The 25,709-nt window shown below is 70.3% G+C and carries 20 protein-coding genes; 7 read left to right on the top strand and 13 right to left on the bottom strand.

Translation table 11 applies throughout. The annotated features are described in order from the left end of the window. Nucleotides 1–2,846: ATP-binding protein (locus tag GPJ59_RS04665; protein ID WP_219665077.1), on the top strand; the 2,846-nt coding region annotated here is incomplete at its 5' end. A gap of 112 nt (nucleotides 2,847–2,958) precedes the next feature. Here GPJ59_RS04665 and GPJ59_RS04660 read toward each other — a convergent pair. The 4 genes from GPJ59_RS04660 to GPJ59_RS04645 all read right to left on the bottom strand — a co-directional run bounded on the left by GPJ59_RS04660 (nucleotide 2,959) and on the right by GPJ59_RS04645 (nucleotide 6,884). Further along, nucleotides 2,959–3,780, bottom strand: coding sequence for an ABC transporter permease (locus tag GPJ59_RS04660; RefSeq protein WP_219665076.1), 822 nt, complete (start codon nucleotides 3,778–3,780; stop codon nucleotides 2,959–2,961). A 96-nt stretch (nucleotides 3,781–3,876) separates the two neighbouring features. Then, entirely contained in the window at nucleotides 3,877–4,836 is a 960-nt protein-coding gene (locus GPJ59_RS04655) for an ATP-binding cassette domain-containing protein (RefSeq protein WP_219665075.1), read from the bottom strand. Nucleotides 4,837–5,036: 200 nt separating this feature from the next. Continuing rightward, nucleotides 5,037–5,933, bottom strand: a complete 897-nt coding sequence (locus GPJ59_RS04650) for an RNA polymerase sigma-70 factor (RefSeq protein WP_219665074.1) — start codon at nucleotides 5,931–5,933, stop codon at nucleotides 5,037–5,039. Between the two features lie 6 nt (nucleotides 5,934–5,939). Further along, nucleotides 5,940–6,884 (bottom strand): NAD-dependent epimerase/dehydratase family protein, encoded by a 945-nt coding sequence (locus GPJ59_RS04645; protein WP_219665073.1) that lies wholly within the window; start codon nucleotides 6,882–6,884, stop codon nucleotides 5,940–5,942. A gap of 268 nt (nucleotides 6,885–7,152) precedes the next feature. Between GPJ59_RS04645 and GPJ59_RS04640 the strand changes: the two genes are divergently transcribed. Both GPJ59_RS04640 and GPJ59_RS04635 read left to right on the top strand, forming a co-directional pair. Next, nucleotides 7,153–8,346: an NAD(P)/FAD-dependent oxidoreductase gene (locus GPJ59_RS04640; RefSeq protein ID WP_258023870.1), complete on the top strand. Its 1,194-nt coding sequence runs from the start codon at nucleotides 7,153–7,155 to the stop codon at nucleotides 8,344–8,346. A 131-nt stretch (nucleotides 8,347–8,477) separates the two neighbouring features. Continuing rightward, nucleotides 8,478–10,670: an ATP-binding protein gene (locus GPJ59_RS04635; RefSeq protein ID WP_219665071.1), complete on the top strand. Its 2,193-nt coding sequence runs from the start codon at nucleotides 8,478–8,480 to the stop codon at nucleotides 10,668–10,670. Here the strand turns inward: GPJ59_RS04635 and GPJ59_RS04630 are convergent. The 9 genes from GPJ59_RS04630 to GPJ59_RS04590 all read right to left on the bottom strand — a co-directional run bounded on the left by GPJ59_RS04630 (nucleotide 10,600) and on the right by GPJ59_RS04590 (nucleotide 22,434). Then, the gene (locus tag GPJ59_RS04630; RefSeq protein ID WP_308120131.1) at nucleotides 10,600–12,396 is read right to left on the bottom strand and encodes a hypothetical protein; all 1,797 of its coding nucleotides are present in this window, start codon (nucleotides 12,394–12,396) and stop codon (nucleotides 10,600–10,602) included. The genes GPJ59_RS04635 and GPJ59_RS04630 overlap by 71 nt on opposite strands. Nucleotides 12,397–12,853: 457 nt before the next feature. Then, a complete protein-coding gene (locus tag GPJ59_RS04625; RefSeq protein ID WP_219665070.1) occupies nucleotides 12,854–13,999 on the bottom strand; it encodes a hypothetical protein in 1,146 nt (381 codons plus the stop codon). Nucleotides 14,000–14,352: 353 nt separating this feature from the next. Next, the gene (locus GPJ59_RS04620) at nucleotides 14,353–14,733 is read right to left on the bottom strand and encodes a hypothetical protein (protein ID WP_219665069.1); all 381 of its coding nucleotides are present in this window, start codon (nucleotides 14,731–14,733) and stop codon (nucleotides 14,353–14,355) included. Nucleotides 14,734–14,735: 2 nt separating this feature from the next. After that, entirely contained in the window at nucleotides 14,736–16,712 is a 1,977-nt protein-coding gene (locus GPJ59_RS04615; RefSeq protein WP_258023869.1) for a hypothetical protein, read from the bottom strand. Nucleotides 16,713–17,340: 628 nt separating this feature from the next. Then, a complete protein-coding gene (locus GPJ59_RS04610) occupies nucleotides 17,341–17,613 on the bottom strand; it encodes an HNH endonuclease (protein ID WP_219665068.1) in 273 nt (90 codons plus the stop codon). Nucleotides 17,614–17,703: 90 nt separating this feature from the next. Beyond that, on the bottom strand, nucleotides 17,704–18,165 hold the full coding sequence (locus GPJ59_RS04605; protein WP_219665067.1) for a hypothetical protein: 462 nt from the start codon (nucleotides 18,163–18,165) through the stop codon (nucleotides 17,704–17,706). Between the two features lie 871 nt (nucleotides 18,166–19,036). Then, nucleotides 19,037–19,612: a hypothetical protein gene (locus tag GPJ59_RS04600; RefSeq protein ID WP_219665066.1), complete on the bottom strand. Its 576-nt coding sequence runs from the start codon at nucleotides 19,610–19,612 to the stop codon at nucleotides 19,037–19,039. A gap of 701 nt (nucleotides 19,613–20,313) precedes the next feature. Continuing rightward, nucleotides 20,314–21,831 (bottom strand): peptide deformylase, encoded by a 1,518-nt coding sequence (locus GPJ59_RS04595; RefSeq protein ID WP_219665065.1) that lies wholly within the window; start codon nucleotides 21,829–21,831, stop codon nucleotides 20,314–20,316. Nucleotides 21,832–22,059: 228 nt separating this feature from the next. Further along, entirely contained in the window at nucleotides 22,060–22,434 is a 375-nt protein-coding gene (locus tag GPJ59_RS04590) for a GntR family transcriptional regulator (protein ID WP_219665064.1), read from the bottom strand. Nucleotides 22,435–22,598: 164 nt separating this feature from the next. Here GPJ59_RS04590 and GPJ59_RS04585 point away from each other — a divergent pair, with 164 nt between their 5' ends. Genes GPJ59_RS04585 through GPJ59_RS04570 form a run of 4 tightly spaced genes read left to right on the top strand, consistent with a single transcriptional unit; the run spans nucleotide 22,599 to nucleotide 25,637 of the window. Continuing rightward, nucleotides 22,599–22,838 carry a hypothetical protein gene (locus GPJ59_RS04585; protein ID WP_219665063.1) on the top strand — a complete coding sequence of 80 codons (240 nt, stop codon included), beginning with the start codon at nucleotides 22,599–22,601 and terminating at the stop codon, nucleotides 22,836–22,838. 35 nt (nucleotides 22,839–22,873) lie between these two features. Next, nucleotides 22,874–24,256, top strand: coding sequence for a replication initiator protein RepSA (gene repSA / locus GPJ59_RS04580; RefSeq protein ID WP_219665080.1), 1,383 nt, complete (start codon nucleotides 22,874–22,876; stop codon nucleotides 24,254–24,256). After that, nucleotides 24,253–24,474 carry a helix-turn-helix domain-containing protein gene (locus GPJ59_RS04575; RefSeq protein WP_258023868.1) on the top strand — a complete coding sequence of 74 codons (222 nt, stop codon included), beginning with the start codon at nucleotides 24,253–24,255 and terminating at the stop codon, nucleotides 24,472–24,474. The genes repSA and GPJ59_RS04575 overlap by 4 nt, the downstream gene beginning before the upstream one ends. Next, nucleotides 24,471–25,637, top strand: a complete 1,167-nt coding sequence (locus GPJ59_RS04570) for a tyrosine-type recombinase/integrase (protein WP_219665062.1) — start codon at nucleotides 24,471–24,473, stop codon at nucleotides 25,635–25,637. The genes GPJ59_RS04575 and GPJ59_RS04570 overlap by 4 nt, the downstream gene beginning before the upstream one ends. Nucleotides 25,638–25,709 lie beyond the last annotated feature (72 nt).

Below are 25,709 nucleotides of genomic sequence, written 5' to 3'. Positions count from 1 at the left end.
CGCTCGGACTGTGGCGGGGCGCGGCGCTCGCCGACGTCCTCGACGCCCCGTTCGCCGGGCCCGTCGCGGCCCGGCTCGACGACCTGCGGACGGCGGCGGCCGAGGACCGCTGCGATGCGGAGCTGCGGCTCGGCCGGTACGGCGAGGTGCTCGCCGACCTCGAAACCGCCGGCGCCGAGCGCCCGTTGAGTGAGCGGGTCGCCGGCCTGCGGATGCGCGCGCTGTCCGCGGCCGGACGGCAGTCCGACGCCCTCGCGGTGTACGAGGCGGTACGCGAGCGGCTCGACGACGAGCTCGGCGTCCTGCCGTCGGCCGAGCTGCGGGAGATCCACCTGGCCCTGCTGCGAGGCGAGCTGGAGACGCCCGTCGAGCGGGCCGAGGCCGCCGCGAGCCGCCTCCCGGCCAGGCTGACCAGCTTCGTCGGCCGCGACGACGAGCTGAGCCGGCTCGGCCGCCAGCTGGAGCGCGGCAGGCTCGTCACCATCGTCGGCCCCGGTGGTGCGGGCAAGACCCGGCTCTCCCTGGAAGCGGCCACCCGGGACCGCGCCCACCCGCGCGGCCGGGTCTGGTACGTGCCGCTCGCCGGTGTCGGCGCACCGGAGCAGCTGGCCGACGCCGTGCTCGGCGCCCTCAGCTCCACCGACGGCCGCCTCTACGACGCCGGCCAGGGGCAACAGGCCACCCCGGTCGAGCGCATGGCCGCACTCTTCGGCAGCGGCGACGCCCTGCTCCTGCTCGACAACTGCGAGCACCTGGTCGAGGCGGCCGCGGAACTCGCCGCCGAACTCCTCGACCAGCTCCCGGAGCTGCGGATCCTCGCCACCAGCCGCGAGGCCCTCGCCATCACCGGCGAGTCCCTGTGCCACCTCGGCCCCCTCGACGTACCGACGGGATCACCCGAGCCCGCCGAGGCCGCGCAGTCGCCCGCGGTCCGCCTCTTCGTCGACCGGGCCACCGGGGTCCGGCCCGACTTCACCCTCGACGACTCGACCCTCGACGCCGTGGTCGAGGTCTGCCGCCGGCTCGACGGGATGCCGCTCGCCCTCGAACTGGCCGCGGTGAAGCTCCGCTCGATGAGCGTCGAGCAGATCGAGCGCCGCCTCGACGACCGTTTCCGCCTGCTGGCCTCGGGCAGCCGCGCCGCCCTGCCCCGCCAGCGCACCCTGCTCGCGCTCGTCGAGTGGAGCTGGGACCTGCTCGACGAGCCGGAGCGGATCCTCGCCCGCAGACTGTCGGTGTTCCCGGGCGGCGCGACCGTCCCCGCGCTCGAAGCGGTCTGCGCCGACCCGGCGCTCCCGGCCGCCGACATCCCGTACGTCCTGGACGCCCTGGTCGAGAAGTCGCTGGTCCACACCGCCGACGAAGGGGCGGGCGAGCCGCGCTACCGGATGCTGGAGACGGTCCGCGCGTACGCGGCGCGCCAGCTCGCCGCCGCCGAGTCCGGCGACGCCGTGACCCGGCGCTACGCCGCGTACTTCCTGGCCCTCGCGGAGGAACACGAACCGCGCCTGCGTACCGGCGAACAGCTGCGTGCGATCGAGGTCTTCGACGCCGAGCACGACAACCTCGTCCTCGCGCTGCGCTCGGTGGCCGACGCGGGGGATGCGGACCTGGCCGCGCGCTTCGCCGGGGCGCTGTTCTGGTACTGGGGGATCAGGGGGATGAGCACCCGGCTCGACACGTATCTGGCCGAGGCAGCCGGGCCGGGCGGGCCGGGCGGGCCGGGCGGGTCGGCTTCCGTACCGGCAGGGGGTTCCGTACCGGCGCGGGGTCCCGTACCGGCGCGGGGTTCCGTACGGGCTGCTGCGGGTGGTGAACGTGCGGCCGCCGCCGAGGGCGAATCGGCGACGGCGCGCGAGTTCCACCCGGCCGTGCTGCTCCTGCGGATGTCCCAGGTCCCGGTCCCCGGACGCGCCGGCGGACCGGGCGCGACCCCGGACCAGGACCCCCTCGACTCGCCCGACCCATGGGTCCGGGCCAGCGCCCACCTGGCCCGCGACTTCGCCCTCACCGAGGAGGGCGACCTGGTCACCGGCGCCGGGTCCCGGCTCGCGGCCCTGCGCGGCTTCGAGGAGGTCGGCGACCGCTGGGGGCTGGTGATGAGCCTGTTCCCGATCGGCCGCGACCACTCCCTGCGCGGCGAGTACCCCCAGGCCATCGCCACCTTCGAGCGGACCGTGGCACTCAGCTCCGAACTCGGCACCGAGGACTACCTCTACCTCAGCAAGGCCCGGCTCGCCCGTGAACGCCGGCGCAGCGGCGACCTGGAAGGCGCCTTCCGCGATCTGCACGCCGCGCACCGGCAGGCCCGCGAACGCGGACAGCTGCGTCTGGAGGCCAACATCCTCGTGGGCCTGGCCAATGTGCACCGCAGGGCCGGTGACCTGGCGCAGTCCGACGCGACCCTCGACCGCCTGGAGGCGCTGAGCGCCCGGCGCCCCTCCCTCAGCGGACTGGCCCGCGACCTGGTCGTCAGCACCCGCGTGGAGAACCGTCTCGCCGAGGGCGACGCGGCCCGGGCCAGGGCCCTGCTGCCGGAGGCGGCCGGCGCCCTGTTCGGCCAGGGAGCGGGGGCCGCGCTCGCCTGGGTGGCCGAACTGCTCGGCTCACTACGGACGTTGGAGGGCGCGCCCGAGGAGGGCGCCAGGTCGCTCGGCATGAGCCAGGTGATGCGCGGCGCCTTCGATCGGGGCGAGCCGGAGTGGCGCGAGCTGATCGACCGCATCGTGGCGACGCTGGGCGAGGAGGGCTTCACCACGGCGTACGAGGAGGGGGCCGCGTACTCCCGCGAGGACGCGCTGCGGTGGCTGGAGGCGGAGACCCTGCGGGCGGCGCCGCGGACCTGAGGCCGCGAGCGGTCATACGGACGGCCGCGAGCGGTCATACGGACGGCCGGGCGGGGTCCGCTCCACCCCCGTGGGTGCGGACCCCGCCCGGCCGGGCTCGTCACCGCCGGGATCAGCCGGCGTTCTTGCGGTAGGCGCGCATGGCCAGCGGGAAGAAGACCACGAGCACCCCGGCCATCCAGGCGAAGGTGCCGGCCAGGGAGCCGGCGACCGGGCCGCCGTTCAGCAGGCCGCGGACCGCGTCGGCCACCAGGGAGACGGGGTTGACGTCGGACCAGGCCTGGAGCCAGCCGGCCATGTCGTCGCGGGGGACGAAGACGTTGCTGGCGAAGGTGAGCGGCAGGATCAGGATGGTCATCAGGCCCTGCACGGAGGCCGGGTTCTTGATCAGCATGCCGAGGTAGACCGACATCCAGGAGAAGCTGAGGGCGAAGCCGATGAGCAGGGCGAGGGCGGCGAGCGTGGCGACCGGGCCCGTTTCGACGCGGTAGCCCATGGCCAGGGCGAGGACGGCCAGGGTACCCAGGCAGACGACGTAGCGGACGATGTCGGCGAGGACGGCGCCGATCAGCGGGCTGGAGCGGGCGATCGGCATGCTGCGGAACCGGTCGAAGATTCCGGTACTGGCATCCGCGCAGAGCGAGGCACCAATCCCGACGCTGGCCTGGAAGACGGCCATGACCATGACGCCCGGGGTGACGAGCTGCAGGTAGCCGTCGGTGTCGCCGCCGGACATGGCCTCCCCGAAGAGGTAGACGAACATCAGCAGGCTGATGATCGGGGTGAGGATCACGTCGACCAGCTGGATCGGCGACTTCATGAACTTGGTGACGCCGCGGCCGGCGAGAGCCAGGCTGTGCCGGACGGTCTGCGCGAGGCCGATGCGGCCGGGGAGCTGGGCGTGGGGATGGGCGTGGAGGGTCTGGGTGCTCATGTCGGTGTCCTCTGGGGGAAGTCTGCGCGGAACGGGGAAGTCCGGGCGGAACGGGGAAGGGCCGGCCGGGGGAGGGGGCCGGGAAGGGTTCGGGGCTCAGGCGGCGACGGGCTGGTCACCGGTGACGGCGGGCGCGTGCCCGGTCAGGGCGAGGAAGACCTCGTCGAGGCTGGGCAGCCGCAGGCCGAGTTCGTCGGCGCTGATGCCCACGCTGTCCAGGCGGCGGGCGAGCGCGGCGACGATCAGCGCGTCGTCGGCCGGCACGGTCAGGACGCCGGAGTCCTGGGCGGCGGCGTGCCCGGTCAGCTCGGCGAGCATCCCGGCGACCACCGGAACATCGGCGGCCAGGGTGGGCCGGACCTGGAGGATCTGGCCGCCGATGCGGCGCTTGAGCTCACCGGGCCGGCCTTCGGCGACCTTGCGGCCCTTGTCGAAGACGGTGATGGAGTCGGCGAGCTGGTCGGCCTCCTCCAGGTACTGGGTGGTGAGCAGCGCCGTGGAACCGTCGGCGACCAGCTGCCGTACGACGTCCCAGACCTCCTGCCGGGCGTGTGGGTCCAGGCCGGTGGTGGGCTCGTCGAGGAAGAGCACCCGGGGCCGGCCGACCAGCGAGGCGGCCAGGTCCAGCCGCCGCCGCATACCGCCGGAGAAGGTGGCGATGGGCTTGCGGGCAGCCTCGGCGAGGGAGAAGTTCTCCAGGAGCTCGGCGGCCCGCGCCTTCGCGTCGCGCCGGGACAGGCCGAGCAGCCGCCCGATGAGCACCAGGTTCTCCGCGCCGGACAGGGTCTCGTCCACGGACGCGTACTGGCCGGTCAGCCCGATCAGCCGGCGGACCCTGACCGGGTCCTTGACGATGTCGTGGCCGCCGATGGTGGCGTGGCCGCCGTCGGGGCGCATCAGCGTGGCCAGGATGCGCACGGTGGTGGTCTTGCCGGCGCCGTTGGGGCCCAGGACACCGACGACCTTGCCGGCCGGGACCTCCAGGTCGACGCCTGCCAGGGCGGTGAAGTCGCCGTACTTCTTGACCAGGCCCTCGGCCCGGATCGCGTACGCCATGTTCAACATCTCCTCGTCAGGTCCCCGTCGTTCTCGATGACCGTGACGATGCCGGGCCCGCCTGACAGCGCGCGGCCAGCACCCTGACAGCGCGGGCCGGCCCCCTGACAGCGGCCGCCGACGGCTGTCAGGTGGCCGGAGGCGCAGGAAGGGCCTGATCCGCACCGGGGATCAGGCCCTTCCTGCGTGTGAGGACGGTGTCAGTGGTCGGGGGTGAGGCCGCCGAGCTTGTCGGGGTTGACCTGGAAGCGCAGGTGCTGGATGCGGCCGTCGACCAGGTCGAAGCAGAGCGCGCCGACGGGCCGGCCGCCCAGGGCGAACAGGACGGACTGCTCGCCGTTGATCTCGGCGGACTCCAGGGTCATGCCCGCCAGCTCCGGCTTGGCGAGCACGCCCATGATCCAGCGGGCGACCGGATCCAGCCCGTGCAGGGGGCGGCGGGCCGCGGTGACCTTGCCGCCGCCGTCGGACCAGCAGGTGACGTCGGGGGCGAGCAGCGCCATGACGGCGCCCAGGTCACCGCCCGCGCAGGCGGCCAGGAAACGTTCGGTGACCTGCTGCCGCTGCGCCGCGTCGGTGTCGTAGCGCGGGCGGCGGGCCTGGACGTGCGAGCGGGCGCGGTGGGCGATCTGGCGGATCGTCGCCTCGGGCCGCTCCAGGGTCTCGGCGATCTCGGCGTGCGAGTAGCCGAAGACCTCGCGCAGCAGGAAGACCGCCCGCTCGACCGGGCCGAGCGTTTCGAGGACCACCAGCATCGCCATGGAGACGCTGTCGGCCAACTCTGCCTCCTCGGCGATGTCGGGGCTGGTGAGCCAGGGCTCGGGCAGCCACGGGCCGACGTAGGACTCGCGGGTGGCCCGGGCGGAGGTCAGGCGGTTGATGGAGAGGTTGGTGACCGTACGGACCAGGTAGGCCCGCGGGTTCGAGACCTGCGACCGGTCGGCCCCGGACCAGGTGAGCCAGGCGTCCTGCAGGACGTCCTCGGCGTCGGCGACGCTGCCGAGCATCCGGTAGGCGGTGGCGAACAGCAGCCGCCGGTGCTGGGTGAAGGGGTCGGCCGGCACGTCGGACTGCCGGGCGGTCGTCGATTCGATCATGAGGCGTCAGGCTGCCAGCGGCGCGTCGGCCCCGGCAAGGGCCGGCCGGTCGGCCAGGGCGCGCAGCGCGGTGGCGCACCCCGCGTGCACGGGCACCCAGCCGAGCTCGCGCCGGGCCTTGCCGCCCGCCAGCCGCAGGTTGGTCGACATGATGGCGTACGCGAGCGGGGCGGGCTTGAGCAGCCACAGCGGTACGGTCATCGGGGCCGGCGTGGCGAACGCCTCGGCAACCGCCCGCACGTGCGAGCCGAAGCCGATCGGGGTGTCGTCCACGATGTTGTACGCCTGGCCGGCCGCGCCGGGCGTGGTCAGCGCGAGGCGGACGGCGCGCGCCGCGTCCTCGATGTCGACCCAGGCCAGAGCCCGCCCCTTGTCCGGCACCACCGGCAGCACGCGCCGGCGCAGCATCGGCAGGATGGTGGTGTCGGTGGAGCCGGCGCCGTAGAACAGGCCGAACCGCAGGCTCACCCCCTCGATGCCGTCCGCGCCGAACGTCAGCTCCTCCTTGGTCCGCAGCGCCCCGACGTGCCGCTCCAGCCACGGGTCGGCGCTCCGCGGGCCGAACCGGGCGTCCGCCTCGGTCAGCTCGGCGTCGCCGTGGTCCCCGTAGCCGTAGCCGAACACCATCGACTCCGCGACGAACCGCCGCGCGCCGGTCTCCCGGGCCGCCGCGAGCAGGTTGGCGGTGCCCTCGGTGCGCAGGAGGTCGGTGGGTGCCATGTCCTGGTGGCGCATCAGCGACTTGCCCTGCAGCGCGGTCGCCGCGTGCACGACGGCGTCGAAGCCGCGCCCGTCGACGGCGCGCAGCACCGCTTCCCGGTCCAGCAGATCGGCGCGCAACACGTTCCGCGCACCCCGCCCGAGCCCGGCCACCTCGTGCCCGGCCGCGGTCAGCTCCCGCACGATCCTCCCGCCCAGCGCACCACTCGCACCCGCCAGCAGAACCTTCATCGCCGTGCCTCCTGTCGGCTCGTCGTCTCGTCGTGTCCGTTGTCGGTCGTCCCGAGCGCGTCCGTCGTTCGTCGTTCGTCGTCCGTCGTCCCGGTGACGGTCATGGGACAGACGGGCCCGCCAGGACGTGACACCCGGCGGAGGTGACCTGGGTCACGCCGGGGACCTGTCACGTCCGGGGGAGGCCGCTTGTCCCATGGCCGTCACCGGCACCGAAGCCGATGCCCGCCCGCTCACCTGCTCACCCGCTCGCACCAGGGAGATCGAAATGACCGACAGCCGCCACATCGTCGTTCTCGGCGCCGGCTACACGGGTATGTTCAGCGCCGTCCGACTGGCCCACCGCACGCGCCGGACCGGCGTGAGGATCACCCTGGTCAACCCGTCGAGCCGGTTCGTCGAGCGGCTGCGGATGCACCAGATCGCCGCCGGGCAGAAGCTGGCCGAGCACCGGATCCCCGAGCTGCTCGCCGGTACCGGCGTCACGTTCGTCCAGGGCACCGTCACCGCCATCGACCCCGAGGCCCGGCGCATCACCGTCGACGGCGCCGGGTCCCTCGACGGCGCCGGCACCCTCGCGTACGACACGCTCGTCTACGCGCTGGGCAGCTCGACCGACACCGGCACGGTCCCCGGCGCCGACACCCACGCGTACACCCTCAACAGCCCGGAGACCGCCGGCCGGTTCGCCGCGCGGCTGACCGAGGTCGCCGCGGCCGGCGGCACGGTCACCGTCTGCGGCGGCGGCCTGACCGGCATCGAAGCCGCCACCGAGATCGCGGAGGCCCACCCGGGCCTCGACGTCACCCTGGTCAGCACGGAGGAGCCCGGCTCGATGATGGGCGAAAAGGCCCGCGCGTACCTGCACCGCGCGCTGGACCGCCTCGGCATCACCGTCGAGACCGGCGCCCGGGTCGCGAAGGTGCTGCCCGGCGCCGTCGAGCTCGCCGACGGCCGGACCATCCGCTCCGACGCCTGCCTGTGGACCGCCGGTGTCAGGGTGTCGCCGCTCGCCGCCGACGCCGGGATCGCCACCGACGACCGCGGTCTGATCCTGGTCGACGACACGCTCCGGTCGGTGTCCCACCCCCAGATCCACGCCGTCGGCGACGCCGCCGCCGTCCGCATGGACTTCGGGCAGCTCCACGGCTCCTGCCAGAGCGGGCTGCCGACCGCCCAGTACACCGCCGACACCATCGCCCGGCTGGTACGCGGCAAGTCCGTGAAGCCGTTCCGCTTCGGCTACTTCCACCAGCCGCTCAGCCTCGGCCGGCGCGACGCCGTCATCCAGTTCACCAAGGCCGACTTCACCCCGCGCGGCCTGCGCCTGACCGGCCGTACCGCGGTCCTGTACAAGGAGCTGGTCAGCGGCAGCCCGCTGATGACGTACCGCTACAGCAAGCGCATGAACCTCACCACCATCGTCTCCAGGGGCGGCCGCGCCACCCGCGCCACCCGCTAGCCGCACCGGTCACGAGAGTTGACGACGGGGCCGGGGCCGGAATGAACACGTGAGCCGCTGCCCCGGGGGTAAGGTCCGGCCCAGGGCCGGTTCGGGGACCACCGGTTCGGGGACCAGGGGAGGGGGCCGACGTGCTGGAGATCGTGGCGCTCAGCGCACTCACGGCGTTCCTCGCCGCCGTGGGGAACGGCGCGGCAGGCGAGATGGGCAAGCAGCTGCTGCTGTCGACCGGCGCGCTGGCGCGCAGGACCATGGGGCGCGAGACGCCGGCGCCCACCCGGGCGGAGGGCTGGGAGGCCCTGGCGGGTCAGATGCACGCGCGCCTGGCGCACGACCCGCAGCAGGCGAGCGAGTGGGCGGCCCTCGTACGCAGCCTTCCGGAGCACGCGACAGCCCTGTCCTCCTTGTTGGCCCCGTCCTCTCTGTCCTCCGGGACCGGACTGCCGCCGGCGACCCGGGACTTCACCAACCGCCAGAGCGTCCTGAGGCAGTTGAAGCGGGAGGCCACCCGCCCCTATGCCGGGCGGCCGCGCGTCGCACTGCTCCACGGCCGGCCGGGGATCGGCACCACCGCGGTGGCCCTCCACCTGGGCGCCGTGTGCCACGCCCACTTCCCCGACGGACAGTTCTACGTCGACCTCCGCGACGCCTCCGGGGAGAACGGACCGGCTCCGGCAGCCGTCCTGCTACGCCTGCTGCGGCAGATGGGCGTCGAGCCCGATCAGGTCCCGCCCACCGAGTCGGGCCGCGAACAGCTCTACCGCAGGCTCACCGCCGGCCGCAGGGCGCTGGTGGTGATCGACCACGCGTCCTCGGTCGCGCAGGTCCGCGCCCTCGTTCCGGCCACACCGCACGTCTTCCTCCTGGTGGTCGTGTCGGGCCCGCCCTTCCTGCTGGAGGCAGAACGCGTAGCCGTGCCTGCGCTGAGCGACCGGTACGCGCTGAAGATGGTGAGGAAGGTCGCCGGGCAGGAGCAGTTCGCGCGCGCCAAGCGGCAGATGCCGGCGCTGCTCGACCGCTGCGGGGGCAACGCCTACGCCCTGAAGGCCGCGGCGACGCGCCTACTGGCGGAGGCAGCGGCGGCCCCGGCCCCGGCGCCCGACGCATCGGGGAGCCATCCCCTACGCCTCGTGGACCTCGTAGACCCCGTAGACGCCGTAGACCCCGTACGCGGTACGGCACAGGAGGCCTGCCGCCGCCTGCGGCCGGAGACGGCGCGGCTGTGCCGGCTGACGGCTCTGGGCGGCTGGCCGTCCGTCAGTGCCCACCTCGCCGGGGCCGCCGCGGACGTCACCGAGGAGGAGGCCGCCCGGATGCTGGCCGAAGCGGCCGACGCCCAGCTGCTGGAGCCCCTCTCCGACGGCCGCTACCGGTTCCGGCCCGAGGTACGCCGCCATCTGGCGGACACCGCCGGCCCGGAGCACGGGATCCCCGAGTGCTCGGCGGCCGTCGCCCGGACCCTCGGCGCCCTGCTGAACCGGGCGCTGCACGCCGCCCACGCCGCCCTGCCGCAGAGCTGGCGGACCGAGCCGGCACCTGCGGAAGGGGAGGCGTTCCGGGACGAGGCGGAGGGCGTCGCGGTGCTGGCGGCCGAGGTGGGGAACCTGGTCCGGGCGGTGTCCGTGGCCGAGGAGTACCAGCACACCACCACGGCACTGCGCCTGGGCCGCGCACTGTGGCCGCTCCAGCTGAAGGCCGGGTACTGGGACGAGGTGCTGCCCGCCCTCCGCGTCGCGGCCCGGTGCGCCGACGAGAATCAGCCGGATTCCCGCACGGCCGGCGGACTGCACTTCCAGCTCGGCCACTGCCTGGGCGAACTGGGCCGCTGGGAAGAGGCCGACCGGGCGGCGCAGGCCGCCGTGGCGTGCGAGCGCGCGGCCGGACACGTACGGGGTGAGGCCTCGTCCGTGGAACTGCTGGGCCTGCTGAACCTGCACCGGTGGCTGTACGAGGCGGCGTACGAGCGGTTCGTCGACGCCGAAAACCTCTACCGGCGGATCTCCCCCGGCCAGGAAGGCGCGGACGACCTGCCGCGCGCCCTCGCCCTGTCGCAGCGCCACCAGGGACGTGCCCTGCGCGGCACGGGCCGGCTGGCGGAGTCACGCCGCCTGCTGGAGACCGCGGCGGACTTCTTCGCGCAGCAGGGCGAGGCGTACAACCGGGCCCGCACCCTCACGGATCTCGCCGAGACACTCCACGACATGGGCGAGAACGACGGGGCGCTGACAAAGATCACCGAGGCGGAGCGCCTGCTCACCCCGGCAGCGGCCCCGCACCTGCGGTACCTGGCCGCCCTGCGACTGCGCTGCGAGGCCACCCGGTAGCGACAGCTTCGCCCGCGACGGGTCCGACCGCGGCGGGTTCCATGGGGACAGGTTCCACCGCCATCGGGTGCACACCACCGGCTGTGTGCATCCGCAGCGTGGTCCCGCCGGGAGGCACGCTGCCGCCGGCCGCCAGCCACGCATACAGCGACGATGCGTACGCCGCGGGATCGGCGTCGGCGTCGGCGTCGGCGCCCACCCCAACTCCCGGGGACAGCCGGAACAGACCACGACGCCTGGTCCGGAGGGTACAAGTCCCCAACCCGGTCACATATACGGCGACCGAACAGTGCGGATGCCGGCGCAGGACCTCCGCGGTCCACAGCTCCGGACCGCCCAGGCGAGGGTCGTCCGGCAGCCCCTCGCGCGTGATCACATCGGCCAGTTCCAGGCTGCCGGGGTCCCGGGTGTCCTCGTGCACGGCGAGGTGGGTGACGTGGGTGAGGCGGGTATCGCCGCCGCTGTCGTACGCATGCCGTGTCGAGCGCTCGATGTCGACGTCCGACCCGCGGACCCGCGTACGCACGTGCAGCGGGGCCGTTCGCCGCGGGGGATCGTACGGCGGCAGCGGCAGCGGTTCCAGCAGGGCCGGGGCCGCGGGCTCGGGGAGGTCCATCAGGGCGTAGAAGTGCTGCCGCAGCAGGGCGGCCGAGGCACCCGGAGCCGAGGTGGTGAACTCGGCCGGACCGGCGAGCGGGCGGTGATCGGCCAGCGCCTTCTCCACCTGCTCCCGCAACGGCCCCTGCGGATCGAGCCGCGGCGCCTCCCGGACGAACGCTGCGAGCGGCGCCTCGGGGTCGAGCCTGTCGTGCGCGGCGGCGGCCAGCAGTACGGGGATGCCCAGGGCCGCGGCGTAGTAGGAGACGGCGCCGAAGTCCCCGAGGACGAGGTCCGCCGCGAGCAGGGCCTGCCGCCACGCGTGGACGGGGTCGATCAAGGTCAGCCCGCTACGGCGGGCCTGGTCCAGCCAGGCACGGACCTGACCCGGACCGTGTCCGTACCAGATGTTCGGGTGCAGAACGGCTGCCAGCCGGTAGTCGTCGGCCGGCAACTCGGCGGTGAGCCGCGGAAGCAGACTCGGCAGGACGTCCTGCCCACCCCCGTTCCCGAAGAACCCCTCAGGGTTCCAGGTGGAGTTCAGTACGACGAGCCGCTGTCCCCGACGCACCCCCAGTGCGCGCCGGAACCGTCCACGGTACGCGCGGGCGGCCAGCATCCGGTCGAAACAGGGATCCCCGCCGAGCACGGCCGCACCCTCGGCCTCGGGGCACACGCGGCGCAGCCGCTCCAACTGCTCCGGGTGAGACAGCACGAGCCCGTCCACAAACGGCTCCCCGCCCACCAGCAACCACTCGCCCGACAGCCCAAACGTAGCCTCCGGACTCCCTTGTCCCTTGTCCCTTGTCCCTTGTCCCTTGTCCCTTGTCCCTTTTGCCAGCCTTTTAGTATATCCGACCCCATGCGACAAAACACTCAACTTGCCATGCAGCCGATGCAGTTGTCCGCCAAAACTGGCAGAAACGGCAAGGTCCACAGGTGTCGAGAGCGCCTGTTCCCACGGCAACACGGGCAGGCCCAACTCCGCGAACAGCTCACGAATACCGCCCTGGAACACCGACGACTCCGTCGAGGTGACGAGCAGTTGCACCCGGAAGTCGTCATGGAACAGGGGCAGCACGTCCAGAAGGCGCCCGGCGGAGGTGACGTTGTGCACCACGAACAGCACCCGACGAGCCGTGCCCCGACTGCTCCACCGACCCGCCCCCTCCCCAACCGGCACCCGTATCGCCAGGACCTCACCAACCCCCACCCGTCACCTCCCACAACTACACGGCCTCCACAGCACCGCGCATCACCCTAACCACCCACACCCGCCCCGGCCCTGCCTCGCCGGAACCCAAAGGCTGCTCCTTCTCGGAGTAGTCGAGCAGCCGGTGCAGGTTTCCCTGCACCGGCTCTCGCCTGGTGTTTCTCTGTCGGGGTGGCGGGATTTGAACCCACGACCTCTTCGTCCCGAAGAACGTCAAACCAAGATCCGCATCAGCGTGAATGGTATTTTCGCAGGTCAGGGCGTTGGAGTAGATGGGTCTGGAGCGGTCTCGCAGGGTCTCTGGGAGAACTTCTTCTCCCAGCCCCGGTACGCCGGCCGACCCAGCCCTCCGCTGGAGGAGGCGGGAGCCTGGCTACGGAGCTCCGCTGCCGTTCTGTTTGAAGGCGGCATACGCCTGGCCGATCGCGTGGAGCTTCCCGGTGAACAGGGCGCCGAGGAACGAGCCGAGGCCGAAGACCGCCAGCGCGAGCGGGATGGCGGCCATCAGGTCCGCTCCGCCCATAGTCCCGGCCATGAACACACCAAGTGCGGCGATGCCCGCGCCGACGAAGACCTTCCGCACTCCGCGGAGGTCCGGCACCTCCGGTCCCGGCTCCGCCGGCAGTGCATCCGCGTTCAGCAGCGCCCCGTACGCGGACTGGGCCTGCCGCGTGGCCACACTCAACGCCATGGCGCCGAGGGCACGCGCGGTGGCTTCCCGATCTTCGACCAGACCGCCGAGCTTGTCGGCGAACGCTGTCCGGACCTTCTGACCGTGCTCCTTGAGACGGCCCCGGTCGCCCGCATACCTGGGGATTCCGGCTGCCCACTTCGAGCTGTCCGTCACGGCGGTCATCAGCGCCGAGGCCTTCTCGTGGACGAGGGCGAGCGCTTCTGCACGCGGTCTCCCGACTGGGGCTCCCACCACAGCGGCGAGTGCCGGCAGCACCTCAAGGGCTTCGGTCACGACCTCTTCGCCTTCTTTGGCGTATCCCTTCCCCATCTTGTTCCGGCGATCGTTGATGCCACGCCAGCTCGACGTCAGAAAGGCACCGCCCACAACGGCGATGCCGAAAAATGCCAGGTCCTTCTTCTCCTGGTGCGTGAGTCCACTGTGCGCCGCTGCGACCGCAGCTGCTCTCTGCGCAGGAGGAGCAGTCTTGGTTGCAGCCTCGGCCCGATTCTCCTTGTCGATGGCCAGCCCGGCGCCCAGCAGCATCACGACCCCGAACCCGAGAACCATCGCAACCCCGAACGCGTTGGTCACGATGCCGCCGACTACGGTCGTGTACGACTTCCAGGGCGAGCGGGGTGGCCGGGTGTAGACGGCCCGGATGTCGCCCCACGGCACGGGGCCGGTGCACCCCAGCTCAACAGCAGCGGCCTGTGCTTTCTCGATGCGTTCCTCGGCGGCTGCGGCGTAGCGAGTCCGGACGCGGTCACGGTAGCCGGGCTGGGATGTGACTGTCGGCGATAACGGAAGGGTAGGCGAGGCCGCAGGGGCGGTCGGCGCGGTCAAGGCCGTAGTCCTCTCTCCAGGGTTACCTGGGGACACGCCAGGATGTGGTCCTCCGGTTGCGTTCGCCAGCGAAAGACCAACAGGGCTCCTCCGGGCAGCTCGGGGAGCTGGTCGGCTCCCCGATGGCTCCCAGCAGGGAGTCCAACCAGGCCACCCTGCCCGTAGCGGACTTCGCGCCTCGACTGTCTCCAACAGCTGCGGATTCATCGCCCCCCGATCGACTGTGTTTCGCACGCATCCTGGAGAGATCGTATGGTCGGCCTCTTCATCTTGGCCGAGGAGAAGCACTATTGGGACCGTCTGGACGTGGGCCCACCATCAGTCGGCTCGCATCGGGACGGCCACTTCGGGTGTCATCCGAGCAGTGCGGCGACCGCGGCGTTGAGGCCCTGCAGTACGGTGACGACGGCCGCCGCTGACCCGATGGCGAGTCCGAGGTCTTCGAGGTTGTCCCTGATGCGGCGCTGGTCGGGTTGGGCACTGTTCAGCTCCTCGCCGATACGCCCGGCCGTGCGGCGTGCCAGATCGGTGTTGCTCAGCTCTGCGGCGTGCTCCTCCAGGGCCGCTTCGAGTTCCGCGAGCCTGGCCAGGGCAGCCTGCAGGCTGGTGGTGTCCTGACCGGCGCCGACGTACGATTGCTGCTGGTTCCCGCCGATCCGACCGGTGTTGACCTGGTTGCCGCTTCCTGCGATGTGAATGCCACCGCTCGTCTCACGCGCTCGCCAGATGCTCATGATCAACCCTTCGTCGGTGCGCTGTCGTTCTGGGTGGTCTGCGTCTGACCGCCGTGCATGGTTCCGGTGTTGACCTGATTGTGGTCGCCATTGATGAAGATCTTGGCGACGACTTCCTGCGCTTGGCGTCTGAAGTCGCCGGTGTAGACGCCGTGGTCGTCGAGGAAGGCACTGACAGTACTGAACATGCGCGACTGGAGGATCGAGATGTGCCGGGCCGCGTCTTCGACCTGGTGCATGTCCTCCGGCTCGTCGAGGGCGCAGTACTCACGGAGGCTGACCGGCTCGCCGATGTCCTTCTGCTCCGTCTTGTCGAGAACTGCTGCTACCTGTTGCTGCGCCGAGCGCCCGAGCAAGCCGCCTACGACCATATCCAAGCCACGGATAAGGGCGGCGTGGGACCGGCGCGCCAGGGCTGCGGTGTCGCCGAGCGCGTGTACAGGGGTGAGCAGGATCTTCTCGACCAGCTCCCGTCCCGTGGCGGACTCGGCGCGGGCCTCGTCCTTGACGGGAGCCAAAACGTGTGGCCGGGTTACGAAGTGGAGCGTCTTGCCCTCCAGTGCGGCGTGGGCGAAGACTGTGACGACGATGTCTCCCTTCCAGTCGACGACCTGCGCTGCCAGATAGCGACGCGAGTGGTGGCCTGAGGGAGCCCTCCCGCCTTCTTCGATCATTTCCTGAGCTTCCGGCCAGGTGTCATCGAGCAAATTCGCCTGGGTGGCGGCCTTGCGGCCGGGCCTGCGCGGAAGTTTCTTCCACCTGGACTGCGGAACTGCGAGAGTTTCGAAGATGTCGCAGTGAGGCAGTGAGTGGGTCTCCACAAGGACCCCGCTGAGGCGCTCCAGCTCGTCACGGACCTTGTCGAGCAACTCGTCGGCCTCGAACTTGCGGATAGCGACCGGCTCCTCGTCCCACCACGAGTCGGCATCAGCGGGTGGCCGTGGCTGGGGTACGGATCTTGCGCTGCTGCGCGCGTCGCCCTCTTCATCCTCGGCACGACGGGCTGCGGTGAGCTGGATGCGCGGTCCGGTGGCGCGCCAGGCATCGAGGCCGGCGCCGACGAAGCGGTTGATCCCGTCTTCCTTCCGGTACGGGATGCTCTGCCACCTCTGGCTCACCTCGCATTCAGCGATCCGGGCCGAGGCTCGTGGGGCCAGACGCGGCCGGGCTGCCGGGGTTCGGTGCCAGGGGCCCAAGGAGGCCAGGTAGGCGAGGCAGGTCCACCGGTCCACCGTGTAGGCGATCGTGAGCAGGAGCGTCATCCACACGGCGCCGGCGACGGAATCCTGCACCGCGAACGCCAGGACCGGAGTGTGGGGACGCAGTCGTGACCAGGCCATATATCCTCCGGCGATCACGAGCAGCAGGGGAACGATGGAGCTGAAGCCCCAGCGCACCAGGGCACGGAGGAGACCCGCCGTGAGGAGGTAGTGGCGGAGCAGTGCCAGCACCACCAGTGCCATCGCGCCCAACGGGTGGCGCACGGTCACCAGACCCACCATTCCTACGATCACAGCACCGCGGAATCGCAGCTGCCGACGGGCGGCGACGCTGTGCGTCAGGACGAGTGGAAGACTGAAGCCGAATGAGGGGGCGGGGCGTCTGCGTGCGTTGAGCACGTTGTCCAGCGTCCACCGAACGAGTTCTTCGCCGGCGAGCGGTCCGAGGTGCCGGATGTCCCGTTCCTTGCGGCCTCGTACTCGGTCCTGCCATTGGCCCATGAGGTCGCGTGCCTGGCCGATACGGCTCACGCGCCCGTGCATGGTTCCCGCGAGCATGCGTGTGGCCGCGTTCGTGGGAGGCGGCTCGTCGCGCCTCGCGTACGTCGTGCGCAGGGCTTGGTGGCCATTGACCTGAGGGGTCTTGTCAGGACTTTTCAGGAGCGGAACACCCGGAACCGCTTCGGCGTGACCTGGCTCGGCGGCGATATTGCGGGGTGAAGCGCTCTGCACAAAGGCACGCCAAGGCAACAGGGACATAGGCCACCTCCCCCGAGACCCCCTGCTCTTCGGGGGCCCATCCTGCCCACGAACGATTGGATCAGTCAGCGAAAGTTGCAGACGCGCCACCAGGACGGTCGACAACGTGGCGAGAACCTTCATCTGGCGGATCGACATCACCCCAGGTGAAAGCGCACGCATCCGCAGAACGGAGCTATTCCCCGTTGTGTCATCTTGACCGGTTCCCGCTCCTGGCTGCCGTTTCGGCGCCGGCAACGCGAACGGGCTGAGAGGAAGACGCGAGGCGTCGACTATCTGAGGTGCTGGCCGGTCGTGGTCTTGGTTGTCGCCGCCGTGCAATGCGCACACGCGCAGAGGCACTGGCAAACCGGACCGCCGGGTGATGGCGTGCCCCGAATCTCACTCAAAGCAGCGGAGAGCGTCATATGGCTGGCCCCCCGGTCGCGCCGTGGCGATGTCCGCGTACCTCATGAACGACTGCGGCTTGCGTCGGTGGGATCGGCAGTCGTTCTCGCCCTGGCAGGAGCCTCGCTGGCGGGTCTTCCCGAGGCAGCTCTCGTTGCTCTCCTCCCGGTGGTTGTGATCGGTGCCGCGATCGTGATCAACCGGGGGAAGGTCCCGACTCCAGGGCAGTTGACTGACTTGATCATCCCTCGCTGATCTCGCGGTCCCCTGGCCCCCAGGCGTCTCCCTTGCGGATGTTGCAGACCCAGTGGGAGGCCTGGAGGTTCTCTGCCGTGTGTTCGCCAGCCTGCGAGACCGGCTTGATGTGGTCGAGGGTCGCCGACCACGGATCGGGCCATTCGGCGGCCGGGTCGATCGCCTTGTGGCACAGCTGGCAGGCCCACTGGTCGCGCTCGTATATGTCGAGTGGATCCACCTGTGCGGCGGTGGCGTCGAGGACGCCGTAACCGCGCATGCGGGCTTGGTAGCTGTTACGGGCACGGGTGGAGCGCCGCTGCTTCTCGGAGCGGGCGGAGTAGGCAGGCGTCCAAAGGGTCGGAGTGGGCTAGGCTACGCAGACCCAGGCTTCCCAGTCGTAGGTCTTACCGTTCTCGTCCACGTCGCGGATGATCTCGTTCTGCCACGTCCACTGCCTCCCGTCGTCATCCCGGAACGACTGCTGCTGGACGAGCGAGTGCTCCTGGCCCGGCACGCTGGTCCACCACAGGGTGCGGCCCGTGTAGGCGAGGAGTGCGCCGGTCTGCTCGTGGATCGCGAGGACCGGCTCCGCGTCCTCTTGGGAATTGGACCGCACCAGGTCCACGAGCCAGTCTGCGCCCAGGGAGGCAGCGGTGGCGTACGTCGTGACCGAGCCATGCCGCTCGATGACATCTCCCGGCAGCGGGCCCAGACCGTAGAACTCGTAGGGGGAGTCAGCTTCGGCGCTTCGGGTCCGGAAGACATGCGGCTGGCGCTCCTGACCGAAGTGAGCGCGCTGTTCCTCATCTGCGGCGCCACGGGTCCCCACGCCAGGGATGGAGTGGAGATCGATCTCGCCGCGTCGGATCCTGGCCGCTGTGCGGCGCTTGAGTGTCTCGTTGCATCGGTGGGAACACACGTGGCGGTCCCGGTACGACCACGGCGTCCTTGCGGCAATGGGTTCGGCGCAGACCCGGCAGGGCTCACCGCCGGTGGCACGATCGGCGGCAGCGAGGATGGGGCCCCAGTACGGATCGCCAGGCACCTCGCGGGTCCGGGCAGGGTCGGGCACGGGCGGGGTCCCCGGCGTCATCGTCGGCTTGGGACGGCATGTCCTCGGCGCGTCCTTCGGACGATCGGTCCGCTGCTTCTTGGCGGCGGCTGCGCGGCATGGATCAGAGCAGTACTTCTGACTCCGCGGGCGCCAGGACTCCATCGCCGTACCGCAGACCGCGCAGGGGCGCCACGCCGGCTCCGAGGGGGCGTCGTTGGCGTCGTCGGTGGTGGTCAAGGCGTGATCCACGAGCTTTCCTCGGTCGGGGGTCGAATCGGCGGCTGGAGTTCGCGAAGGTGCAGCTGTGCGCCTCCGCAGGCGAGGCGCGCCGCACCGGTTCGGCAAACACGTACTGGGAGAAGCCGACCAAGATCTTCTCCCGGATTTCTCCCCAACGATCTCCGGAAACCACTCAGGGGCCTGATCCACTGAGTGGATCAGGCCCCTGACCTGGTCTTACGAAGTCGGGGTGGCGGGATTTGAACCCACGACCTCTTCGTCCCGAAGCATTCCCGTGGGTCTCGCTACCTGGCCTCGGATGCCCTCTGACCTGCGGTGACAGTCCATAGGAGTCCGTGCTCGTCCGGCCGTGTGCGGTGCGGTTGTAGCGCAGTTAGACACGCAGGCGAGTGCTGTCGCTCGACAGTTATGTCTCCGACCTGCACCAAACCTTCGTGCAGGTAGGGGCCCCGGCAATCTCGCCTGCCGTTCCGCCGTACTCACGGCCGGATGGGCTCTTGAAGGTGAATTCGTGGATGCCAGTGTCCAAGGCGGTGGACGACGCAACCTCCGTGAGGACTGCACTCGGTTCGGCGTAGTGCAGTTCGATGTGTGTGCGGACTAGCTCGGCAGCCTGTGCGCGATCGATCGGTTGGCTGGGGAACGTGTCCCGGATACGGCCCTTGACTTTGGCAACGAGGTACCCAATGCCCGCGACGATCCCCACCCCGGACGCGCCGCCTAGGGCCTCGTTCGACAGGTCAAGGATGAACTCCCCAAAGGAACCGGATGCTCCCCAGTTCGTCTCCCGGGTCCGTACCGACAGCGAGTTGGACACAGGGAAGTCGTGCTTGCCGTCGAGAGTCGTGAGGGCAGTGAGGTCCTCCTTGATCCCTTCAACCGGTACCTCGATCTCTATCAGGGACAAAGTCCAGGCCTCGCGGGGTAGCTGGTGTAGACCCGGTGCAAATCTGATCGCGATGCGAGAACTGAGAACTTCCACAGGGGCTCCTTGCGCATGTAGATCGGGTGTCCGCAGGCTACTGCCGCCGTCGTTCGGCGACTGCCTCTTTGTGCAGGCGACGTCCGGCTGCCGCAGCCACAGCGCGCCCCTGCTGTCATCCCGTCTGCCGTCGACCCACACGGAGTGATAGCGGGGCAGGCTCCTGGGGCCCAGGTGGAGCGCCCTGCTGGACGAACGACCTGGGCCCCAGGAGCCTGGTCTGCTATGGCTTGCCCTGGGTTGACGGCAGACGGGATGACAGCTCCCCACCCGCACCACAAACCCACCTGCACCCGCACGACGGCCCCGTGCATCCCGGAGCCGGAGCGCCCCCGCCGGAGGCATCGTTCTGACCTGGACGTCTGCTCGGGCCGCGGCTCGATTGCGGGCATGGGGAAGCCCGCAGTTCACACGGACTGGCCCGCAGGCGGCGGCGTACACGCCGCAGCGCATCGAGTGGGACCGTGGCCCGCCTCGATGACAGGGCTCCGGCCGCGTTGGTACAGCCACGGCCCAGAAGATCTCAGCTGCTGAGGGTTCGCCACCCATCAACCCTTCGCCGGTCTCTACGGCGTGCGGCCGGCGCCCGGGCCGGAGCGGGGCGCAGACAGGAGCGCAGGCCCGGGCGACGGGCCGCGCGCGCCGCGCCGTGCGCGGCGGGTGCCTTGATGAGGTAGAGAAACCTGTAACAGCCCTGCTGGTCAGGCCTTCGGGCCGCTGGAGTCGTAGCTCCAAGTACGGCCGGTCCCTCGGTACTCGGAGACGGAGATCGGGTCCACTCCTGGGCGCATGCGAGCGGTGTACAGGATGCCGTCGACGTGGTCGATCTCGTGGGCGACGAGACGGGCGACCCCGTGCTCAAAGATCGTAATGCGCTGCTCGCCGCTGATGTCCGTGTGCTCGACCGTGATGCTCAACGGCCTGGGGACCTTTCCGCGCACGTCGAAGAAGCTCCAGCACCCTTCGTACTGCTCGTCCGCCTCCGCCGACTCCTCGATCACCCGAGGGTTGAGAAGAGTGATGGTCTCCCCGTCCGGCGTCCGGACGATCGCGGCTGCTCGGTCGATCCCGATCTGCGGTGCCGCGCACCCCATGCCCTTGCTGAACAAGTGGATGCCTGCGGCTCGTTCCGCTGCCGAGTTCAGCTCGGCCACCACCCGCCGCGCGTCTTCGGCCTCCGTCGGCAGATCGAACGGCCGGGCCTGCCCGGTCAGGATCGGGTCTCCAGCCTGGACGATGCCGATGGATCGCATCTTCTCGCTGGCGCTCTGGGGCATGGCCGGACTGCTCTCTTCCTGGTTGCTGCGGGCTCGGAACTTCCACTCCAGCCGGTATCGGGCGTGAAGCGGCGGGTCATCGGTGCTCCAGGAGAAGATCCGTCGATCGTCGGCCGCCTCCTGGCGGATCGCTGTGCGGAAGGGGAAGGCAGCGGCGGTCATCGTCGTCTCGGTGCCCCACACCGCAGGGTCAAGCTCCGCCGGGAAGTTCAGGCGGACGCTGAGCCGCTCAGTGGGAAGTCGGACTGCTCGCTGAAACCACGTTCCCCACTTCTCGTCGCCGACCGTGTATGAGTACTCGATCCAGGTCGTCTCACCGGGGTACAGCGGGTATCGCCCGTACTCGTTCTCGAACAGGAGCCACAGCTCCTTGAAGGCGTCGCGGTCATGCTGGACGCGCCATCCGACCGGCTCGTTCCCGACCTGGGCATTGAGACCGATCTCTTCCCAGGTGAGCGGGTTCTCACGGTAGAGCTGGTTCGACCGCTCAGGGCTTCCCGGGTGGCGATCCACTGAGATCCGGATCAGGTACTGCGTAACCGGGTTGGGGCTGGCGTTGTAGATCTGTCGGCGCTGAGTGGCTCGGTACGTCCGGCCGTCGTAGTACAGCTCCGCGTCATCGTGCTTCACGATCAGGCTGTGTGTCTGAGACTCGGGTCCGGGCTGATCGGGTGCGTGCTGGTGCGGGATGGCGGGCTCCGGCCGGCCGTTCGCCTCCAGCTCGGCAAAGGCTCGCCGTAAGGCACCGCCCGCCGAAAGCGCCCGGTCGGCTTGCTCCGCGAAGGCCTGGCTGGGGCGCTGCTGTCCGCCTTCGACCTTGGAGACGTAGGAAGGGGTGTAACCCACCTGCTTCGCCAGCGCTGACTGGGACATGCCCCGCACGTCGCGCCAACGCTTCAAGTCCGCGATGAACGCTTCTGCCGTGTGACCTTCGCTTGCCATCCCGACTCCCCGTGTGACTGTGCCTGTGAGTGAGCTGTGAGTGATCGGCTCTCAGGCTGTAGTCATTGCCCTGACCTGCGGTGTGCTCTCCGTGCTGGATCGGAAGCTACAGGAGCGGAGGCACTTCGGTGGCCCTCACATCGGATGAACTGGCAGAAGTCCTGAACCAGTTGGCTGAAATCACGGCCCGGGTCCAAGACCTCTCCCGAGACGTGGACCGGGTTGCGGTCAGGCTGGGCCCTGAGCCTTCGACTGCTCTTCGAGCTGGGCGAGTCGTTCCGCGAGACTCTCGACCGTCGAACTGAGTTCGCTGAGTCGCTGGGTGAGAGCGATGAACTCGGCTGAAGGTGCGGCCTCGCTGGGAGCCTCGACCTGGTCGCGGACGAAGCTGCCTCTGCCCGGACTCGTGTAGATCAGCCCGTCTCCACGGAGGATCTCTACCGCGCTCTGTGCCGTCATGACAGCTACGGAGTACTGCTTCGCCAGGTCACGCACGGACGGCACCTTGGCTCCCGGCGCCAGGGCTCCCGAAAGGATCTCGGCTCGGATGGCGTCCGCCACCTGTCGAGAAGCGGGCCGGGGGTCCTCAGCGCTCAGCGTCATGGAGCGAGGGTATCGCCGAATCTGTCCTAGGTCACCCAAGACTCTTGACGCAGCACTTCCAGGCTGTACTGTGACACCTAAGACACCCAATATGGACGTGTCGGGGGCGACGCCCTACCGCCAAGCAGATCGCCGCCCCCGGTCCCTCGAAGGGAGCTCCCATCATGCCCGTGAAGCTGGTCGTTTCGCGCCCCCGTCCGCTGTCGGCTCCGCTGTCCCGCAAGGACGATGCGGAGATCATCCCCTCTTCCTGTCAGGCCTGCGGCGCTGCCTGCGGTGCCGACTGGGCCAAGCGTGACGGTGTCGGTGTCCTGGTGCACCGGACTGGTGAGCCGTGCCCGGTGGCGGTGCCGTTCGTCTGGGAGACCGGCGCCCCGGTGACTTCCGTGGCGGTGGCCGCGTGACCTCGTTCCCCGTTCCCCCGGCCGCCGTCGCACCCATGGCGGCGGCTGTGGGGACTGACCCGCTGACCTTGGCTGACCTCCTGCGGGTCGCCTCCACCCCCGGGTTCGATCGCTGGCAGGAGCAGATCCGCCGAACCGGTGGCTGTTCGGACCCGATCCACCTGTCCGGGTCCACGGTCACCCGCGACCGCCGGACCGGGGACGTTCTCTACTCGTACTCGACCGCTGGTGAGCCCGGTGGCCGGTTACGAGTCGCGTGTGGCAACCGCCGGGCCTCCCGGTGCCCGTCCTGTGCCTGGACGTACGCGGGGGACACCTACCACCTGATCAGGGCGGGGATCATCGGGGATGAACGCAAGGACATCCCGGCCACAGTCCGGGACCACCCGAGGGTGTTCGCCACGCTGACGGCTCCGTCCTTCGGCCCGGTCCACAACCGGCCCTCCTCCGGCTCCTGCCGCTGCGGCGCCCAGCATCCCGAGCAGGACCCCGTGCTCGGCACCGCCCTGGACCCTGGCCGGTACGACTACGCCGGTGCGGTGCTGTGGAACAACCACGCCGGGCAGCTGTGGCAGCGGTTCACGATCTACCTGCGGCGGGAGATCGCCGCCCGGGCCGGGATCACCCAAGTCGCGCTGAAGGAGTCCTGCCGCGTCTCCTTCGGCAAGGTCGCCGAGTTCCAAAAGCGCGGGGCGGTCCACTTCCATGCGGTCGTCCGCCTCGACGGACCCGACGGCCCCGACACCGCTCCGCCGTCGTGGGCGTCGGTCGGACTGCTCGATGACGCGATCCGGGCCGCTGCTGGCCGAGTCGCCGTCACGCTGCCCGCCGCGGGTGACTTCCCCGCCCGCACGCTGACGTGGGGGACGCAGATCGACGTGCAGCCCATCGGCGGGCTCGGGCATGAGGAGCTGACCGAACAGGCGGTGGCCTCCTACGTCGCCAAGTACGCCACCAAGGCCGCAGAGACCACCGGCACCGCCGACCGCCGCATCGGAGAACTTGCCGAGCTGGACAAGCTCACCCTGCCCCCGCACACCCGGCGCTTGATCGAAGCCTGCTGGGCCCTGGACGGCGCCTACCCGGACCGGATGCTGGCGCGCTGGTCTCACATGCTCGGCTTCCGGGGCCACTTCTCCACCAAGTCCCGCCAGTACTCCACCACCCTGGGCGCCCTGCGGCAGACCCGCGCCGACTACCGCGCCGCCCAGGAGCGACGCGAACGGGGCCTGCCCGACCCGGACGACTCTGAGGAGGGCTCCACGCTCGTGATCGCCCACTGGACCTACGCCGGACACGGCCACACCCCCGGCGAGTCCTGGCTCGCCGCCAGCATCGCCTGCGACATCAAGACCAACCGCGACACCGCCCGCGAAGCACTCGCCGACCTGACCGAAGACCTTGAGGGGGCACGATGACAGTGATGGACCACGGCAGGACCGGGCTTGTGGTGCCGGTGCTCTACCGCGTTGCCGACGCCACGCGGGTCTTGGGGATCAGCCGTAGCGTCATCTACGGCTTGATTCGCACGGGCCGACTGCGGACGGTCAAAGAAGGGCGCACGCGCCTCGTGCCCGCAGCTGCCATCTCGGAGTACGTCCAGCTGCTGGAGTCCGAAGCGGGGGCTCAGCAGTGACCAAGCGCCGGAGTAGGGGAGACGGCGGTCTTCACTGGGACGAGAAGCGACAGCGATGGATTGCCACCGCGCACCTCGGCTTCGACGCCAGCGGGAAGCGCATCGTCCGGCGGGGGAGTGGCAAGACCAAGACCGAAGCCAAGACCAAGCTCAAGCAGGTGCTCCGGGACCACGAGGACGGGCTGGCCGTCGCGCCCACCAACTACACGGTGGAGAACGCGGTGAACGATTGGCTCATGTACGGGCTCGCCGGACGGGACACGAACACCGTGGCCACCTGTACTTCGCTCAGCCGGACCCACGTCATCCCCGCCCTGGGCGCCCGCAAGCTGCGTGAGCTGAGTGGCGAGGACGTCGACAAGTGGCTGGTGGACAAGTCCAAGACGCTCAGTACCCGCACCCTGCAAGCCATCCACTCGTGCTTGAACCGCGCGGTGAAGCGCGCCATGGTTCGCGACAAGGTGAAGCGGAACATCGTGGAGCTGTGCTCCATCCCGACCGGGCAGCCCGGCCGGCCGTCGAAGGCGCTCAACCTGGCCCAGGCCGGAGCCGTGCTCAAGGCCGCCGAGGGGACCTCCGCCTACGCGTACATCGTGCTTGCTCTGCTCACCGGGGCGCGTACGGAGGAGCTGCGTGCCCTCACCTGGGATCACGTCTTCCTGAAGGGGGACCCCGAGGCTGATCCGCCTGTGCCGCCCCACATCGCTGTGTGGAGGTCGGTGCGGTCTACCGGGGACACCAAGACCAAGAAGTCCCGCCGGACCATCGCTTTGCCCGCCCGCTGTGTGGATGCCCTCTGGCAGCACTTCGAAGATCAGGGATGGGACCGGCTGGCCGCTGGCGATCAGTGGACGGAGAAGGGGTTGGTCTTCTCGTCCGCCGTTGGGACCGAGCTGGACTCCACCAACGTGCGGCGGGCCTTCCGGCAAGCCATCGCCGACGCTGAAGGGATCGACGCAAAGGAGTGGACCCCGCGTGAGCTACGGCACAGCTTCGTGTCGCTGCTCTCCGACAAGGGAGTGCCGCTCGAAGAGATCTCCCGGTTGGTCGGCCATTCGGGGACAGCTGTCACTGAGGCGGTCTACCGGAAGCAGATCCGGCCCGTGATCCAGACGGGGGCGACGGTGATGGACGGCATCTTCAAGGAAGATCCAAAGCCGTAGTCACGCAGTTAGACACGCAGAACGAGGAAGAGCCAGTACCTCACGTGAGGTACTGGCTCTGACCTGCTACTA

Origin of the sequence: Streptomyces bambusae (assembly GCF_019400985.1) — a bacterium.
GTDB classification, from domain to species: domain Bacteria; phylum Actinomycetota; class Actinomycetes; order Streptomycetales; family Streptomycetaceae; genus Streptomyces; species Streptomyces bambusae_A.
Note: the sequence above shows the minus strand (reverse complement) of the source record. Positions and strands in the feature narration are given on the sequence as shown.